Origin of the sequence: Savagea serpentis (genome assembly GCF_015351395.1) — a bacterium.
Taxonomy (GTDB): Bacteria; Bacillota; Bacilli; order Bacillales_A; family Planococcaceae; genus Savagea; species Savagea serpentis.
This window is the reverse complement of sequence record NZ_JADKPV010000004.1, coordinates 122,374-139,073: the sequence shown is the minus strand read 5'-3', so window position 1 is coordinate 139,073 and position 16,700 is coordinate 122,374. Positions and strand designations below refer to the sequence as shown.

Annotated in this window: 16 protein-coding genes; 13 read left to right on the top strand and 3 right to left on the bottom strand. The window is 39.6% G+C overall.

The window, feature by feature from the left end:
- Positions 1 to 85 precede the first annotated feature (85 nt).
- From IRY55_RS09120 to IRY55_RS09095, 6 genes are all read left to right on the top strand, one after another.
- On the top strand, positions 86 to 2,275 hold the full coding sequence (locus IRY55_RS09120; protein ID WP_194563004.1) for a sensor histidine kinase: 2,190 nt from the start codon (positions 86 to 88) through the stop codon (positions 2,273 to 2,275).
- 249 nt (positions 2,276 to 2,524) lie between these two features.
- Complete coding sequence (locus IRY55_RS09115) at positions 2,525 to 2,872, top strand: lmo0954 family membrane protein (protein WP_194563003.1); 348 nt, start codon at positions 2,525 to 2,527, stop codon at positions 2,870 to 2,872.
- 12 nt (positions 2,873 to 2,884) lie between these two features.
- The gene (locus IRY55_RS09110) at positions 2,885 to 3,472 is read left to right on the top strand and encodes a PspA/IM30 family protein (protein WP_194563002.1); all 588 of its coding nucleotides are present in this window, start codon (positions 2,885 to 2,887) and stop codon (positions 3,470 to 3,472) included.
- Positions 3,473 to 3,545: 73 nt separating this feature from the next.
- Positions 3,546 to 4,238, top strand: coding sequence for a cell wall-active antibiotics response protein LiaF (liaF, locus tag IRY55_RS09105; protein ID WP_194563001.1), 693 nt, complete (start codon positions 3,546 to 3,548; stop codon positions 4,236 to 4,238).
- Positions 4,235 to 5,278: a sensor histidine kinase gene (locus IRY55_RS09100; protein WP_194563000.1), complete on the top strand. Its 1,044-nt coding sequence runs from the start codon at positions 4,235 to 4,237 to the stop codon at positions 5,276 to 5,278. Before liaF ends, IRY55_RS09100 begins: the two co-directional genes overlap by 4 nt.
- Positions 5,247 to 5,888 carry a response regulator gene (locus IRY55_RS09095; RefSeq protein WP_194562999.1) on the top strand — a complete coding sequence of 214 codons (642 nt, stop codon included), beginning with the start codon at positions 5,247 to 5,249 and terminating at the stop codon, positions 5,886 to 5,888. Before IRY55_RS09100 ends, IRY55_RS09095 begins: the two co-directional genes overlap by 32 nt.
- A 25-nt stretch (positions 5,889 to 5,913) precedes the next feature.
- On the opposite strand, the gene IRY55_RS09090 is transcribed toward IRY55_RS09095, so the two are convergent.
- Positions 5,914 to 6,081, bottom strand: coding sequence for a hypothetical protein (locus IRY55_RS09090; RefSeq protein ID WP_194562998.1), 168 nt, complete (start codon positions 6,079 to 6,081; stop codon positions 5,914 to 5,916).
- Between the two features lie 193 nt (positions 6,082 to 6,274).
- Between IRY55_RS09090 and IRY55_RS09085 the strand changes: the two genes are divergently transcribed.
- Positions 6,275 to 7,897 (top strand): long-chain fatty acid--CoA ligase, encoded by a 1,623-nt coding sequence (locus tag IRY55_RS09085; RefSeq protein ID WP_194562997.1) that lies wholly within the window; start codon positions 6,275 to 6,277, stop codon positions 7,895 to 7,897.
- A gap of 67 nt (positions 7,898 to 7,964) precedes the next feature.
- On the opposite strand, the gene IRY55_RS09080 is transcribed toward IRY55_RS09085, so the two are convergent.
- Entirely contained in the window at positions 7,965 to 9,683 is a 1,719-nt protein-coding gene (locus tag IRY55_RS09080; RefSeq protein ID WP_194562996.1) for a globin-coupled sensor protein, read from the bottom strand.
- Positions 9,684 to 9,944: 261 nt separating this feature from the next.
- On the opposite strand from IRY55_RS09080, the gene IRY55_RS09075 reads away from it, so the two are divergent.
- Positions 9,945 to 10,778: an undecaprenyl-diphosphate phosphatase gene (locus IRY55_RS09075; RefSeq protein WP_194562995.1), complete on the top strand. Its 834-nt coding sequence runs from the start codon at positions 9,945 to 9,947 to the stop codon at positions 10,776 to 10,778.
- A gap of 129 nt (positions 10,779 to 10,907) precedes the next feature.
- Here IRY55_RS09075 and IRY55_RS09070 read toward each other — a convergent pair whose 3' ends face one another.
- Positions 10,908 to 11,528, bottom strand: a complete 621-nt coding sequence (locus tag IRY55_RS09070; RefSeq protein ID WP_194562994.1) for a superoxide dismutase — start codon at positions 11,526 to 11,528, stop codon at positions 10,908 to 10,910.
- A 192-nt stretch (positions 11,529 to 11,720) separates the two neighbouring features.
- Between IRY55_RS09070 and IRY55_RS09065 the strand changes: the two genes are divergently transcribed.
- The 5 genes from IRY55_RS09065 to IRY55_RS09045 all read left to right on the top strand — a co-directional run bounded on the left by IRY55_RS09065 (position 11,721) and on the right by IRY55_RS09045 (position 16,693).
- Positions 11,721 to 11,954, top strand: a complete 234-nt coding sequence (locus tag IRY55_RS09065) for a glutaredoxin family protein (RefSeq protein WP_194562993.1) — start codon at positions 11,721 to 11,723, stop codon at positions 11,952 to 11,954.
- Positions 11,955 to 12,195: 241 nt separating this feature from the next.
- On the top strand, positions 12,196 to 12,885 hold the full coding sequence (locus tag IRY55_RS09060; protein ID WP_194563087.1) for a response regulator transcription factor: 690 nt from the start codon (positions 12,196 to 12,198) through the stop codon (positions 12,883 to 12,885).
- Complete coding sequence (locus tag IRY55_RS09055) at positions 12,885 to 13,910, top strand: sensor histidine kinase (RefSeq protein ID WP_194562992.1); 1,026 nt, start codon at positions 12,885 to 12,887, stop codon at positions 13,908 to 13,910. The genes IRY55_RS09060 and IRY55_RS09055 overlap by 1 nt, the downstream gene beginning before the upstream one ends.
- 109 nt (positions 13,911 to 14,019) lie before the next feature.
- Complete coding sequence (locus IRY55_RS09050) at positions 14,020 to 14,793, top strand: ABC transporter ATP-binding protein (RefSeq protein ID WP_194562991.1); 774 nt, start codon at positions 14,020 to 14,022, stop codon at positions 14,791 to 14,793.
- Positions 14,780 to 16,693, top strand: coding sequence for an ABC transporter permease (locus IRY55_RS09045; protein ID WP_194562990.1), 1,914 nt, complete (start codon positions 14,780 to 14,782; stop codon positions 16,691 to 16,693). The genes IRY55_RS09050 and IRY55_RS09045 overlap by 14 nt, the downstream gene beginning before the upstream one ends.
- The last annotated feature ends 7 nt before the right edge of the window (positions 16,694 to 16,700 follow it).

Sequence of the window (16,700 nt, the reverse complement as noted above, 5' to 3'; positions counted from 1 at the left end):
TTATAAATCTTTGTAGCACATGGTTTACGAAAACATTTGAAGTCGCGACATATATTGGGGCGATTATGAAAGGGAGTATGAATTTATGAAAAAACAAATGTGGAAATATAGCGCGCTCGTCACGATTATTCTTGTCGCTTTTTTATTCGTATTGCGCAACGGTTCAACATATTGGCATAGTAATTATCAACAGACGAATGAATTTAAAGAAGCGTATCATGAACAAAAAACCGTCATTGAAAAACAACTATTGCCGAATTATACAGAAGCACAATGGATGACATTGATCGATGTTTCGGAAGGAGATATTGAAGAATATCGTCATCGTTACGGCATGTTAGACGAGCAACTCGATTCGATTCGTGAACGTTATGAAACGAGTATCGCACAAGCAGAAGGACAAAAAGCGGATCAATTACGAGAAGAGATGGAAGCAAAACTCGCAGACATCGAACGTAATTTTCGTGACGAGGAGTATGTCGCAAATAAAATAAAACGTGAACGAGCGAAAGAAATAATAAGAGAGATTAATGAAATTCGAACACATTCTCGTTACGATTTGGATGATGCGATACTTTATCAATTAACAGCGATCGAAACGGGAGAAGAATATACAAATTTAGAGCCAGATGAGACAGCGGCAAACGGAGAAGTATTTACAAAAAATAAACCGTTCATCGTCTCGGTTCAAAATTATGTCAATATGCCTCATCGATTGAATGGAGAAGGAGAAACAGCAGTAGATCCCGAATCGAATAAACTCTCTTTAGAGCAACGATTTGTTGGAAGTATCGACTTGAAAGAACCTTTACCAGAGACGAGTGCATTTTATGCGAGCAGCAATCAATTTCGTTGGAATCAATTCATTTATTTCAGCGTCATCGTATTGGGCATAATTTCCGTCGGTGCGCTCATGCAACAATGGAAACAACATCGTTTACGTTCATTAAAATCATCCAATTGGTTAAAACGTTACGAACAAATTCCGCTCGATTTCCGAATCGGACTCGCTGTGATTGTATCATTTATTGCATTGCGTATCGCGGAGTATCATATCGGATACAGTTTATATTTGTACGGAAGAAGCTTCGGGTATTGGGAGTTGTTTTGGAAACTCATTCACCTCAGCAAAAACATGCTCATTCTTTGGGTGTTGTTATACGTCCTTTTTTCAATGCTCTTAACATTAATTCGTCAAGTGTACCAAGAGGAGTGGACGTTAGAAGAGTGGAAAGAAACGATGACTGCACGCTTTTTCCTTTCTTGTCGCGACGCTTTTTTACACCGCTCGATTGGCGTTCAAATGTTCATTTTACTCATCGGTTTTTTCTTAGCTGGTTTAGGGTGGGTATTCGTCGCATATGAACCATTTTTAATCATTTTTTACATGATGGCTGTTGTATTTTTAGGATTGCCTGCGCTATACATTTTCGTTCGACGCTTCGGCTATTTAAATCGCGTCTTTAAGTCGACAGAAAAAATTGCGCAAGGTGAATTGACAGAAATTCCGATTGAAGGAAAGTCGCCCATCGCGAAACATGCCGAGCACTTAAACAATTTGCAAGAAGGTGTGAAAATTTCGGTTACCGAACAAGCGAAAAGTGAACGTTTAAAAACAGAGCTCATTACGAATGTGAGCCACGATTTACGAACGCCGTTAACATCGATCATCACGTATACGGATTTGTTGAAACAACCGAATTTATCGGAAGAAGACCGTCAAAAATATGTGGATGTCATCGATAAAAAGTCAGAACGTTTAAAAGTGCTTATTGAAGACTTGTTTGAAGTGTCGAAAATGGCGAGTGGCAATATGGAATTGCATAAAACGACATTGGACGTCACGCAACTCGTTCAACAAGTACTCGCAGAACGCAATGAAGAATTCCAACAGTCGAATTTTGAAATTGTGACGAGACTCCCGGAACAGCCGATTATTACGAAAGTAGATGGCGAACGATTTTGGCGAGTGATCGATAATTTAGTATCGAATGCGTTGAAGTACTCCCTTCCTGGAACGCGTATTTACATCGATTTAGAAAAAGAAGAACACGTTGCACGTTTTGTCGTACGCAACATTTCGAAATATGAGCTCGATGCGAATGTGGAAGAGTTGTTTGAACGCTTCAAACGAGGAGACGAAGCGCGAAATACAGAAGGTTCTGGACTCGGTCTCGCCATTGCGCAATCGATCGTCGATATGCATGGTGGAGAGATGGAGATTACGTTAGACGGTGATTTATTTAAAGTGAGCGTCACATTACCTTTGATTTAACATAAAAGCCAATTTGTTCGAGATAGAACGAATTGGCTTTTTTGGTGACCAAACATACTTCGCTGATTGGAGTCGAAGGTGGCTACTCCTAAGGGAATGGCACGAGCAGTACACCCCGGGAGCAGTAAAGTAGAACAATCTATCGCATAATCCGTCTTAAGGCGGAGCTAAATTCAACTGTAAGACCGTATTGAAAATGAGCGTTCTTTTTTATAATAAAGATAACAAGAATAACGAGGAGGAAAACATATGATGACATTGATATTATTTGGGGTTGCATTCGTTTTAGGACTTGTTGTGTTAACGAATGTTCTTCCGTTACTGGCGCTCGCCTTTACAGCATTCGTCGCATTAATGAGTTTAAAAGCATTTATGAAAACAGACTCAACGATTGCAAAATTGTGGTGGGGCTCGATTGTCTTCGTAGCGGTCGTCATTACGGTATCGAACATTCCGGCGTTCATCGGCTTGCTTGCGGTCATCGGTCTTTACATGTTGTATCGCAATGGGAAACGAGAAGAACCTGCACAACAAGTAGTAGAAGCAGATCCATTTGAAAACTTTGAAAAAGAATGGGATAAATTGATGAAAAACTAGGAGGAATTCAATATGAAAGCATTATGGAATCGACTGAAATATACGGTGCAATCGGATTTACATGAATGGTTAGATCAAAAAGAAGAAGAAAACCCAGTGAAAACATTAAATATGTATTTAGAACAGGCGGAGGAAAAAACGGAAGTCGTCGCAGGTTTGTTGCGCCGACAATCACGCCTCGTGAAACAGCTTGAAGACGAACTCGAACAAGCCGAATTGATGTTAGGTAAGCGTACGTTACAATTAGAAAAAGCGCTCGAATTGCAAGAGGAAGAATTAATTTTATTTGCAGAAGCAGAAAAAACTCAATTTGAAAATCGTACAGCGCAATTGGTTCAAGTTGTAGAAGAAGCGAAAAAAGAACATGCTCATCTTGAACGACAATATGCGACGATGCAGCATAAAATTGAAGATATGCGTCTGCGTCAAATGCAGTTGATGAGCCGCGAAAATAGTATTCGTGCAGAACGCAATATGGAGGAATTACTCCATCCAAAAGTCGAAACAGTCGATCAACTGACAGAAGTGTTAACAGATGGACATCAACAGCGAAAACAAGTGACCGATTTAGAAGAACGTTTAGAAGCATTGTTAAAATAAAAAAACGAAAGTGAGAGCAGCGATGGTCTCACTTTTCGTGTTAAACTAATAGGAATGACAAGGAGGGCAAAATATGACGACGCGACAAATGACATTACTCGGGGTCGGAGCGATAACGCTCATTTTAATCGATTTATTTTATTTTTCTCAAAGCTCGTTCGTTTTCTTCTTCCTGGGAAGCTTTCTCGTCTATGTCGGTTTGACGAAATATCGCAAGCTCTCGTTGTATAGCGGTCTCGTCATGTTATTGCTCACTTCTTTTTCGATGTGGAGTTTGCGTTTCATTATCATTGTATTTGTTTTATGGGTCGTCACTCATTTAATGAGAGGGGAGACGACGGAGCACTTATTCCGTCCATTGCGCGAAAAGGTTTCGGAAACACCGAATGGGATATGGAAAAATAAATGGTTTTCTTTTCAAGCGAGTCCCTTTACTTCTTACGAATGGGAAGACGTTCATGCTACGAGCTTTTATGGCGATATGACAATCGATGTTACTCAGACCGTTTTGCCAAAATCGACGAGTTTTATTTCAGTACGTCAATCATTTGGAAAGGTGAAAGTCATTGTCCCCTATGAAATTCCCGTCCGTATTCATTTTTCATCATTATTAGGGGAAGCGAAATTATTTGATTACGAAAAACAACGTCTCGTGAATGAAACATTGCAGATGAAAGATTTATACGATGGCAAAAGAACCGATAGTGCACAGTTGATTATTTCAGTATATGTCGCCTTTGGAGATTTAGAGGTGATTCGTAAATGAAATGGTTCGGTAGGACATTCACTTTAACGATTTTCTTCACGATTTGTACGACAATGGTGTATACGTTAGCATATCGAGACTCTTTAACGAGTTGGAAACAGTTTGGGGTATATTTTTTGGAGGAATTGATAGAGGAGGAATTATTTGAACTCCCTATTCTTGCTTTGTTTGCCCTATTTTCTTTATTGATTAGCGCAGTGATTGTAACAGCATTCACTTCCGATAAATTAGAACGAGAAATGATCGAAACTTTGCGCCAAATGAAAGAAGGGACGCGCTCTCACATTTCACATCGTGCTTTACAACATGAAATTGACGGGTTGTTCGTCTTGCTAGAAGACCAACGAAAAAGTTTGCAAAAAGCGACGAATGAACGGGCAGAAGCGGATGAAAAAATGATTGAAGAACAGCTCATTCAAGAGCGCCAACGTTTAGCGAGAGAATTGCATGATTCCGTGAGTCAACAACTGTTTGCAGCATCGATGTTACTGTCTGCTATGGTTGAAACGAGTGAAGAGGATGATATGTTACGCCAAGTTGAAAATATCGTCCAACAAGCACAACTTGAAATGCGTGCTTTACTTCTTCATTTGCGCCCAGCAGCTCTCCATAACCATACGTTTAAAGAAGGGATGGAACAGCTTTTAATGGAATTAAAGCAAAAGGTCATGTTCGATATTACATACGAGTTAGAGGATGTCCCCTTACAAAAAGGAGAAGAAGATCATCTTTTCCGTATTGCACAAGAAACTTTATCGAATACATTGCGTCATTCGAAAGCGACAGAAGTCCATATTTTATTTGTAGAACGCGATCATTTAGCGATTTTACGCATTCAAGATAATGGGGTAGGGTTTGCACAAGACTCTGAACGAAGCGGATCCTACGGTTTACAAAATGTAAAAGAACGCGCGATTGAAATTGGCGCACAATATAAAATTGTTTCTGTGCCTTCACAAGGGACGATTGTTGAAGTGAAATTACCTTTAGAAGAGGGAGGACGAGTTGATGATACGCATACTATTAGTAGACGATCATGAGATGGTTCGAATCGGTGTGAGTACGTATTTGAAATTACAACAAGATATGGAAGTCGTCGGTGAAGCGGAAAATGGGGAAGAAGCAGTTACTAAAGCGCTCGCTTTACGTCCAGACATCATTTTAATGGACATGGTCATGCCGAAAAAAAGTGGAGCTGAAGCGACAGCCGATATTATAAAACAATGGCCAGAAGCGAAAATTATTATCGTGACGAGTTTTTTAGACGATGATAAATTATATCCGGCACTTGAAGCGGGAGCATCGAGTTATATTTTAAAAACATCGAATGCTTCACGCATTGCGGATGCGATTCGTCAAACGTATGTAGGTGACACCGTCCTTGAACCAGAAGTAGCCGCTCGCATGATGAAACAGATGCGAATGGCGGATGCTCTATCTCATGAGCAATTAACGACTCGCGAAATGGATGTATTATTATTGCTAGCAGAAGGACTAACAAACCAACAAATTGCAGACGAACTATATATCGGTTTAAAAACAGTGAAAACTCATGTGAGCAATATTTTATCTAAATTGGGCGTGCGTGATCGTACACAAGCCGTCGTGTATGCATTTAATCATCAATTAGTAAAACCAAAAAGCGAGTGAGACGAAAAAATCGAATCACTCGCTTTTACACTTCACGAACATCAGCATTGGCACGGAATGTGTCTACGTTGTTAGAATCAGATGGATCAGCTAAAGGCAACTCTTCGGCAATATACACTTCCTGTGTGATAGGGTCTACCATTTTAACAGTGAAGTCGTCACGGCTCGGGTAGTTTTTGTGAGTAATAGTCATACATATCTCTCCTTTAGTTTGAAATATTCTACTTTAATCAATAAGTAGTTTCTTTTATTATGTACCCAGACTTTTCAATTGTCAAACATTTCAAATAAAAACTGAAAACGCTTTCTTTAATTTGCAAACTATGGTAAATTAATAATAATTTCAGTTTACTAATAACATAGAATCAGAAAGGAAGCGATTTATTATGATGCAAATCCCAATGTTATTATCATCTTTTATTACGCGTGCGGAAACTCACTTCCCACATAAAAAGATAGTTTCGCGAACGTCCCCAGATATTATTCATCGTTTAACATACGCAGATTTCGCTGATCGAACACGTCGTTTAGCGAATGTATTGGACGGGCTTGGAGTAGAAAGAGGCATGAAAGTCGGTTCTTTCGCATGGAATCACCATCGTCATTTAGAACTATATTTTGCTGTTCCGAGTGTAGGTGCCGTATTACATATGATCAATATTCGGCTCTCTCCAGAACATATTATCCATATCGTGAATCACGCGGAAGATGAAGTGTTATTTGTAGACGATAATTTATTCTCAATTATCGAACCCCTCATTCCAGAATTAAAGACGGTTCGCCACATCGTCATTATGAGTGATGATTCAGTCATTCCGAATGCAAACTTTGAATCGATGCACGATTATGAAACCGTGTTAGCGAATGCATCGAGCGAATATGAATTCCCGACAGATATTGATGAGAATAGTGCAGCGGGCATGTGTTATACAAGCGCGACGACAGGTATGCCGAAAGGAGTCGTCTATTCACATCGAGGTTTATACTTACATAGTTTCGCCTCTGGATTAGTCGACAGTTTTGGTATTTCTGAACGAGATGTCGTCATGCCAGTCGTACCGATGTTCCACGTTAATGCGTGGGGATTGCCGTTTACATCGGTATTATTCGGTTCGTCTCAAGTATTGCCAGGACCGAATTTCACACCGGAATTGTTGATTGATTTAATCGAGAGTGAAGGGGTTACTTTTACAGCGGGTGTTCCGACAGTTTGGTTATCGGTGTTAAAAGAGCAAGAAGAAAAGCCACGTGACCTTTCCTCTTTAGATCGCGTATTCGTAGGAGGATCTGCTTCTCCGAGAGGTTTGATTAAAGCATATCAAGATCTTGGAGTGAAATACATTTCGATTTATGGAATGACAGAAACGTCGCCAGTCGTTAGTGTTTCACGCTACACATCAGAAGTAGAAAATTATAGCGAAGAAGAGAAAATTGACCTTCGTGCGACACAAGGAATTCCAATACCAGGTGTTCAAACGAAAATCGTAAACGAACATGGACATGTTCCTTGGGATGGAGAAACGATGGGTGAATTAATGCTTCGTGGTCCTTGGATTACAGACGAGTATTATAAAGATGCACGCTCTGAAGAAGCTTTTGAAGATGGCTGGTTACGTACTGGAGATATCGCAGTTTACACGAAAGAAGGCTATATTAAAATTATGGACCGTGTCGGCGATCTCATTAAGAGCGGAGGAGAATGGATTTCTTCTGTCGACTTAGAGAATGCTTTAATGAGTTTAGAAGGTGTGTATGAAGCAGCAGTTGTCGCAGTACCACATCCGAAATGGCAAGAGCGCCCGATTGCAAGTGTCGTATTGAAAGATGGATATGAGGCGAATGAAGAAACAAAACAACGCTTGTATGATGGATTACGTGAACGTTTCGCATCTTGGTGGATGCCAGATGAAATTTTGTTTATGGATGAGTTACCAAAAACATCAGTCGGAAAGTTTTTAAAAGCAGAACTACGTAAAATTGTGTTCGATCAAGTTGGAATGAAACAATAAAATACTCTTTCTATCTGTATAAAAAAACGACGCTCATTTATAAATTTTAAATGAGCGTCGTTTTAGTTTATTTCTGTTCGTTATGAATATAGTCGATTAATTCATCGAGTAGATGAAGTACTTCATTAGAAGCGGTCTCGATGCGTTCCAAAGCTTTTTCAGCTTGAGAAATATTTCCATCACGGAATTCGGTCGCAGCTTTACGAGCGCATTCATGGACATCTGCATGATGCTCATCTAAGTCACGATATGCTTGTAAGTGTCCGAGACGTTCTTTTGTATAAGCGGCAAAATACCATTTTCCGAGGCGACAATCTTTATGTCCCGCGATTTCATTTGGGTCGACGTCTTCCAAACCGAGGAACATATTGTAAATTTTCCATTTCCATAAAATATGATCTGCTTTAGAAAGTTGTAGCAATGCTTCGGATGATAAATGTACATTGTTTTCATCGATCACTTTTGTACGGAAGTCATTAATTGCTAAACTTAAATCATAAATCGCTTCAGAGGTGCTTTCTCCGTAGTTTCGGATATCTTCTTGTAAGTGCGTCATTTCAACCATTCGATTAGAGACTTCGTCTATAGAGGCAGCTTGCTGTTCTGAAATAGCTGCTGTATTTGTGACATCTACATTAATTTCCTCAATTGCTTCAACGATTGCTGTTAACAATGGTAAAGATTCTTTCGCTTCTTCTGTTGCTTTGGAAATAATCGTCGTTGTTTCTTGAATAGATTCTGACACATTATTGGAGTATGATTTCAAATGTTTTACGTTGTCAGACACTTCACTTAAAGCAGAAACTGTATTTTCCGCTAAGTTACGCACTTCTTGTGCGACAACAGCGAATCCTCGGCCGTGTTCGCCTGCACGAGCTGCTTCAATAGAAGCATTTAATGCGAGTAAGTTCGTTTGAGCCGCGATTTCATTGATGAGCGTGACGACATTTTCAATATCGTTGACGCGCTTTTGAAGTTCACCAAATGTGTTAACGATCGCTCCAAATGTTTCTTCTGTTTTGAAAATTTCATCCAATGTATTTTCAATCGTTTTTTTACTATTCGTTGCATATTCGACAGAATCCGCAGTTTTTTCGGAGATTCGTGTGGAAGATTGTGCGACTTCGACGATAGAAGCGGTAATTTGCTCTGTTGCAGCAGTTGATGATTGAATTTCATCGGATTGTTTGTCTAAATTAAAAATTAAGTCTTTCATGAACATAATTTTAGCATTTTTGTCAACAAGCACTGAAATATCCGCAACGACATTATTGACGACACGTTCTTGGAACGTATTCACTAAAATTTGTTGGTCAATATTGACTGCTGATTGGAATGACTGTAACATCGCCATCGCACGTTTTGGGCGCATGCCGAGGTGATGTAAAATATGAGTGGAGACGTAGAAAGAAAATTGGTTGAAGACGACAATCGTCTCTCCAGCTTCAAATTTATATCGGTGCAAGCTTGTAAAGAAGGATAAAACTTGCCTAAAATAAACGTCATCACGTTCGGCATTAAAGAAGTTATGTACGTACTCTTCGATTGCTGTGGTAGGGATAGAACGAGCAGCTTGTGGATTAATCTCACTAAAAAAACGCTCGAACAATTGCACGAGATTTGGGCGCTCGCCCGCAATACGTTCATACAGGTCTTTAAGCTCATTTAAATTTTGCGTATTAAAAGAATTATAATGTAAAATCTTTTGGAATCGACTCTGTAGATCTTGGTCTGTACCGCGCTCAAACAGCTGCTCGATATGTAATTTTGGTCTAAGTGAACTCATGTCATCCAGCTCCTCTTATCATGATATATAATAACAATAGTATACCCTTATATGGAAAATTAGCAACTAAAATCACACAGGTAGTAGGTATATATTAATAGGAAGAAATTAAGATTATCGTTCTTTTGAAGAAATATTAAAGTTGAAACATTTTTTTCTGAAATACGTTCTATTCAATTGATGGAGATGAGCATTGCACTTCAAAAAAAGTTTTAGTACAGTGAGAATAGTAGAAAAAATATTAGGAAAAGAGCGTAGATTATGTCTATCGAATGGATTCAAATTTTAAAAGCAATTATTTTAGGTCTTGTAGAGGGATTGACAGAATTCGCGCCAGTATCTTCGACGGGGCATTTAATTATCGTGGATGAAATGTGGCTGAAGTCAGAAGAATTTCTCGGAGAATATTCGGCGAATACATTTAAAATTGTGATTCAGCTAGGGTCGATTCTTGCAGTTGTCGTCGTCTTCTGGAAAAGGCTATTCAGTTTAGTAGGTTTATACAGTGAAGGTAATCAAAAGATGAGTGAACGTTTTAATTTACTTCATGTCATCATCGGGATGCTGCCAGCTGTTGTGATCGGTTTCGCATTAAAGGATTTTATCGATGATCATTTATTTGGAATCGAGACGGTCATTTATGCGCTTGTCGCAGGAGCGATTTTAATGTTAGCGGCGGATAAGTTCGGTTCGAAAAATCCCCCCGTACAAAGCTTAGATCAAATTTCATATCGCCAAGCGTTCGCTGTCGGTCTCGTGCAATGTTTATCGTTATGGCCAGGGTTTTCACGTTCAGGTGCGACGATTTCAGGAGGGGTTCTTCTCGGTATGAATCACCGTACAGCTGCGGACTTTACATTCATTATGGCGGTGCCGATTATGGCCGGAGCGAGTCTCGTATCCGTGTTGAAAAACTGGGAACATATGTCGATGGACCACTTAGGTTTTTATGTGGCAGGTTTCATTAGTGCCTTTGTATTCTCGTTACTTGCGATTCGTTTCTTCTTGCAATTAATTTCAAAAGTAAAATTAAAGCCTTTCGCGATTTACCGCATGATTTTAGCGGCTGTGCTCGCGTGGATTGTCTGGTTTTAATTAGTAGATGTCGAGCGATATCGCTCGACATTTTTTTAAGCAAAAAAAGATCCTTGCGGCCGCCACCGCAAGGATATCAAAATGTAGGATATTTATAACGTGAATCATAAGGGGAGGTAATGAACGTTGTTAGCGTTGTTGCGCTTTGAGTAAACGTTCATTGACGACGTCCCAATTGACCGTATTCCACCAATTGGTTACGAATTCAGGACGACGATTTTGATACTTTAAATAGTAAGCATGTTCCCAAACATCGATGACGAGAAGAGGAGTCTTCTCATCTTTTAAAGGAGTATCTTGATTCGCAGTGCTCATCACTTCGAGTTCTCCTTCTTTGTTCAAGACAAGCCAACCATATCCGCTTCCAAATCGGCTAATTGCCGCAGTTGAAAGCAAGTCTTGGAACTGGTCAAACGTATTGAAGCGACGTTCGATTGCAGTTTTAATATCGGCTGTCGGTTCGCCCCCACCATTTGGGCTCATCGACTCCCAGAACAACGTATGGCAATAATGGCCACCACCATTATTTTGAACTGCCGTACGAATATCTTCTGGAACAGCTTGCAAGTCCGATAAGATTTGTTCAATCGACTGACTTTTTAGCTGTTCGTGATTTTCAATCGCAGCGTTTAAATTGTTGACATACGTTGCGTGGTGCTTACCGTGGTGAATCTCTAAAGTCCGTGCATCAATGTACGGGTCTAGCGCATCTACTGCATACGGTAAGTCCGGCAATGTGAATGTTGACAATGAAGGTCACCTCCAATTCATTTTTAGAAACTTTCTTGAGTACAACAAAGTTTCCTTAGTACAACAATAAGTGATTTTATTTAAAAATGCAACTATTTTGAGGCGAAAAGATAAAAAAGATGAGCAAATTCATTGATTTAATACCTACAGGGGTATAAAATAAAGATAGAAAATGATTTAAAGGAGTGGATAATGATGAAAGCAACAGTATATACAACATCAACATGCCCATATTGCACGATGTTAACAAACTATTTAGATGAACAAGGAATCGCATATGATGAAGTGAACGTACAAATGGACCCAGCAGCAGGTCAGCGTCTCGTGGCAACGACAGGGCAAATGGGTGTGCCACAAACTGAAATTAACGGTCGTTGGGTGATTGGATTCGACCCAGAAGGCATTCAAGCAGCAATTCGTGGCTAAGATGAAAAGAAAACTATTTTGTACGTCTTGTAAAGTAAAGAAGACAGATTCGGTGGAAGATGTCGAAAGTAAAATGTATCCGAAGTTTTGTATCGGTCATATTGCGCTTGTTGCAACGGGCATTTTTCTTGTTGGGTTTGAATTGTTCGTCAAATAATAGCTGTTTGGAGAGTATTCTCTGAACAGCTTTTTTCTATTCAATCGAGTAAACTAAAAGGAAAAGGAGAGACGAATCATGGAGATGTCTGTATTTATTGTAGAAGATGATGAAGCCATTTATACGAATTTAAAAGACCGTTTGGAAAGTTGGGCATTTCACGTAAGTGGACCGTCTGATTTTCATCACGTAATGGACGATTTTTATGAAGCGAATCCACAAGTCGTATTGCTCGACATTCAATTGCCTGCATTTGACGGTTTTCATTGGTGTCGTGAAATTCGCGCTGTTTCGAAAGTGCCCATTATTTTTTTATCGTCACGAGATCACCCGATGGATATGGTAATGGCGATGCAAATGGGAGCGGACGATTACGTTCAAAAGCCATTTAATATGGACGTGCTTGTCGCAAAAATTCAAGCGCTCGTTCGTCGAACGTATTCTTACGGGGATGAACCGGCAGATGTGATGGAATGGAATGGCGCTTACTTACAAATGAAAAAAGGGACTTTGCAAAAGGATGAGACGGAAATTGAATTGACGAAAAATGAATTTTTCATTTTAGCTGCACTCGTTGAAGCGAAGGATACGATTTTATCACGCGATGATTTAATACGAAAATTGTGGGATGATGAACGTTTCGTCAATGACAATACACTTACAGTGAATGTCAATCGACTTCGTCAAAAATTAGTGGATGTCGCATTAGACGCATATATTGTCACGAAAAAAGGGCTCGGCTATATGGCGGAAACGAAGAGAAGTGATAGTTGATGATGACAATTTGGCGATATTTATATGACAAGCGAATGTGGATTGTTTTTCAATTGATTTTATTGTTTTTATTGAACGTGTTATTTTTTGTTGACAATGCGATTATTTTGCATCGCGATGCCCTTATTTACATGAATGTTTTATATGGTACAGGAGTGGTCGGATTTTTCGTCTGGCAATACCGTATGGAGAAGCCTTATTATAAAGCGCTTATTGAAATTGTTCATAATCCAGCAATCGATGTGTTAGCTCAATTACCACATGCGAACACGTATGAGCAACAACTGACACAGCAATTTGTAGCATCGCTCATAAAGGAATATCAACAGACATTGTCGGAAACGAAACAAGCTTACTTAGACCAAACAGAATTCATTCATGCTTGGGTTCATGAAGTGAAGGCGCCGCTCACCGCGATGAAATTGACACTTGATGCGAATCGGCATGATCCTTCGATGCGCAAAATCGCAGCGGACTGGACGCGAATCCATTTGCTCATCGATGAACATTTGCATTTGTCGCGCATCGCCTCACTAGACCGCGATTATTTAGTACAACAAGTAGAAGCGGAGTCGCTCATCATTCAAGAAGTGAAGACATTATCGAGCTGGTGTTTGGAAAAAAATATTGCAATCGAAATCGAAGGAGAGAATCCAGCTCTTCTCACTGACGAAAAATGGGCGCGCTTCGTCCTGCGACAATTGTTGACGAACGCGGTAAAATATAGCCCGGTAGGTGGTATGATTACCATTGAATCAGGAGTGAGAGAGAATATTCCGTACATTTCCATTCAAGACGAAGGGAAAGGAATTCCAGCGAAAGATTTACCGCGTATTTTCGACAAAGGATTTACAGGACAAACAGGCCGAAAACAAAATGCTGCGACCGGAATTGGTTTATATGTCGCGCATACGATTGGCGAAAAAATAAATATGACCATTCAAGTCGATTCGACAGTAGATGTTGGAACGACGGCTATTTTATCATTTTCTAAACCGAATCATTACGACGCGCTCACAACATGACAAAAATGTCACATTGTGAGCTTTTTTGTTAGATGAATCGAACGATTTTCATTTGAAAGGTCGATATACTAAACGTAATGATAAGTTTTTCGGAAAGGAAGATAGAGAAATGACAGAAGCAATCGTATTACAATCAACTAATGTGCGCAAAGTATATGGCACACGTCAAAATATGCAAGAAGTATTAAAAGGAATTGACTTAAAAGTGCGGGAAGGGGAATTTGTAGGGATTATGGGGCCGTCGGGGGCGGGGAAAACGACATTGCTAAATGTGCTCGCAACGATTGACCGAGCGTCAGAAGGATCGATTCGCATCGCAGGAACAGAAATTGCGACGATGCGCGACCGAGAACTCTCGACATTTCGACGCGAACAGCTCGGATTCATTTTTCAAGACTATAATTTATTAGATACATTAACAGCAAAAGAAAACATTTTACTTCCGATTTCATTGAGTAAAGTATCGAAACAAGAGGCGGAATCACGCTTTAAAAATATTGCGGATATTCTCGGAATTACGGATCTTGCTAATCAGTACCCTCATCAATTATCAGGAGGACAAAAACAAAGAACAGCTGCAGCTCGTGCGCTCATTAATAATCCGTCGATGATTTTTGCGGATGAACCGACGGGCGCACTCGATTCGAAATCAGCTTCTTCTTTACTTGAGACGCTAGAACGTGTGAACCGTGAAAATGAAGTAACGATTATGATGGTGACGCATGATCCACTCGCATCGAGCTATTGTAGTCGTGTCGTCTTTTTACGCGACGGGCAAATTTATTCAGAATTGTACCGGGGAGAGGAGACGCGCCAACAATTTTTCCAAGAAATTTTAAAAGTGCAAGCGATGCTTGGAGGTGAGACGGTTGACTCTATTTGATCTCGTCTTGCGCAATATGAAGAAAAATGTGAAACATTACTATTTATATTTCTTCGCGCTCATTTTTAGTGTTGCTCTTTATTTTGTTTTTGCTTCTTTACAATTTGATACGACAGTAGCGGAACGTACAGCTTTGTCTGGCAGTATGACATCAGGTTTTAAAGCAGCGAATATTTTACTCATAATCATTGCTGGAATCTTTATTATTTATGCAAATTCTATTTTCTTAACGCGACGCAGTAAAGAAATCGGTTTGTATCAATTGATTGGTTTGACGAAAAATGCGGTCGCTAAAATGCTCATTATTGAAAATGTCCTATTAAGTTTCGGCGCTTTGATTGTCGGAATACTAACAGGTACGGTCGTATCACGCCTATTTTTATTGTTATTATTGAAAGTAGTGGGAATACAAGAAACGGTTCAACTTCAATTTTCGATGGATGCTTTAAAGAGCACTTTGCTCGTCTTTACCATTATCATTGTCATTACATCGATTCAAATGATTCGAAAAGTGTATAAAAAGACATTGATTCAACTATTTAAAGCGGATCAAGCAACGGAAATTGTGAAAGAGCCGAAAGGAATCATCGCGGCTATTCTCGCGATGAGTGGTATCGGTTTAATTGTATTTGGTTACTGGTTAAGTGGGCACATGTTAAACCAGTTTTTATTATTGAATATGTTGCTCGTTCTATTTGCTACAATATTTGGGTCTTATTTAATTTTCCGTGTGTCGATCGGTTGGTTGCTCGGCCGTATTCGTCGAATGAAAAAAGGCCATATGTCGTTAAAAGATAGTTTATCGATTGCGCCACTTATGCACAGAATGAAAGGGAATGCGCAGTCACTTACCATTATTACAACATTGTCTGCAATGGCGATGACGATGATCGCGATTTCGTATTCTTTGTTTTATTCTAACGAAGAAGTGACACGTCAATTGTTGCCGAACGATTTTCAATTTTCAGAAGAAACGAGTGCTTTTATAGGATCAATCGAGCAATTGAAACAGTTTGAAGAGCGTTTAACAGCGGAACAAATTGACTATGAACGAGCAGCGGTTCACGCTTATCCGATTGAATTGTCTTTAAAAGAAGCGGAAGTGAATGAGATGGTGCGCGAAGATTTGACCGCTCATGTCGTATCGACCGAAGACTTACGCTATCTCGGTTATGACTGGAACGATGATTATACTGCACTTCATTACAGCATGTTATACTGGGCATTTAAAGATACGAAAATGCCAGTTGATGTCGAATTAAGTGATGGCGAAAAATTAATCATTCATGAATTTTCTGGAGATAATATTTTTAACTTAACGTCGTTTGAGGCAAATTTGGTTGTCTCCCCTGAACAATATGAACGATTGAAACGATATCAAAGTGGAGAGGAAAGTCCTGTGCGTTATGCGATTTCCATACCTAATAAGCAACTGGAAGAAGCGCAACGCATCTTTGAAGAAGTAGTCGAAGATGAAGTGCTTCGCCACTCTACTTATTATGAGAAGTATCAAAGTATGCGCCAAAGTAGCGGATTAATGATTTTTATTGCAGGGTTTTTAGGACTCGTCTTTTTGATTTCGACGGGAAGTATTTTATACTTTAAGCAAATGACCGAAGCTGAGCAAGAAAAGCAAAGCTACAAAACATTGCGTCAACTCGGCTTTAGTACCCAAGAATTATTGAGCGGTATTCGTCGTAAACAATTATTTGTCTTCGGCTTACCTTTATTGATCGGGTTACTGCATTCATGGTTTGCAGTGCAATCGGCAAATATTATCTTTATGACCGATGTGACGATTCCGACTCTAATTGCGATGGCGGTTTACTCGCTCATTTATTTATCGTTTGCTGTATTGACAATGGGGTACTATAAACAAGTAGTGAAACAATCGATGTAAGGAAGGA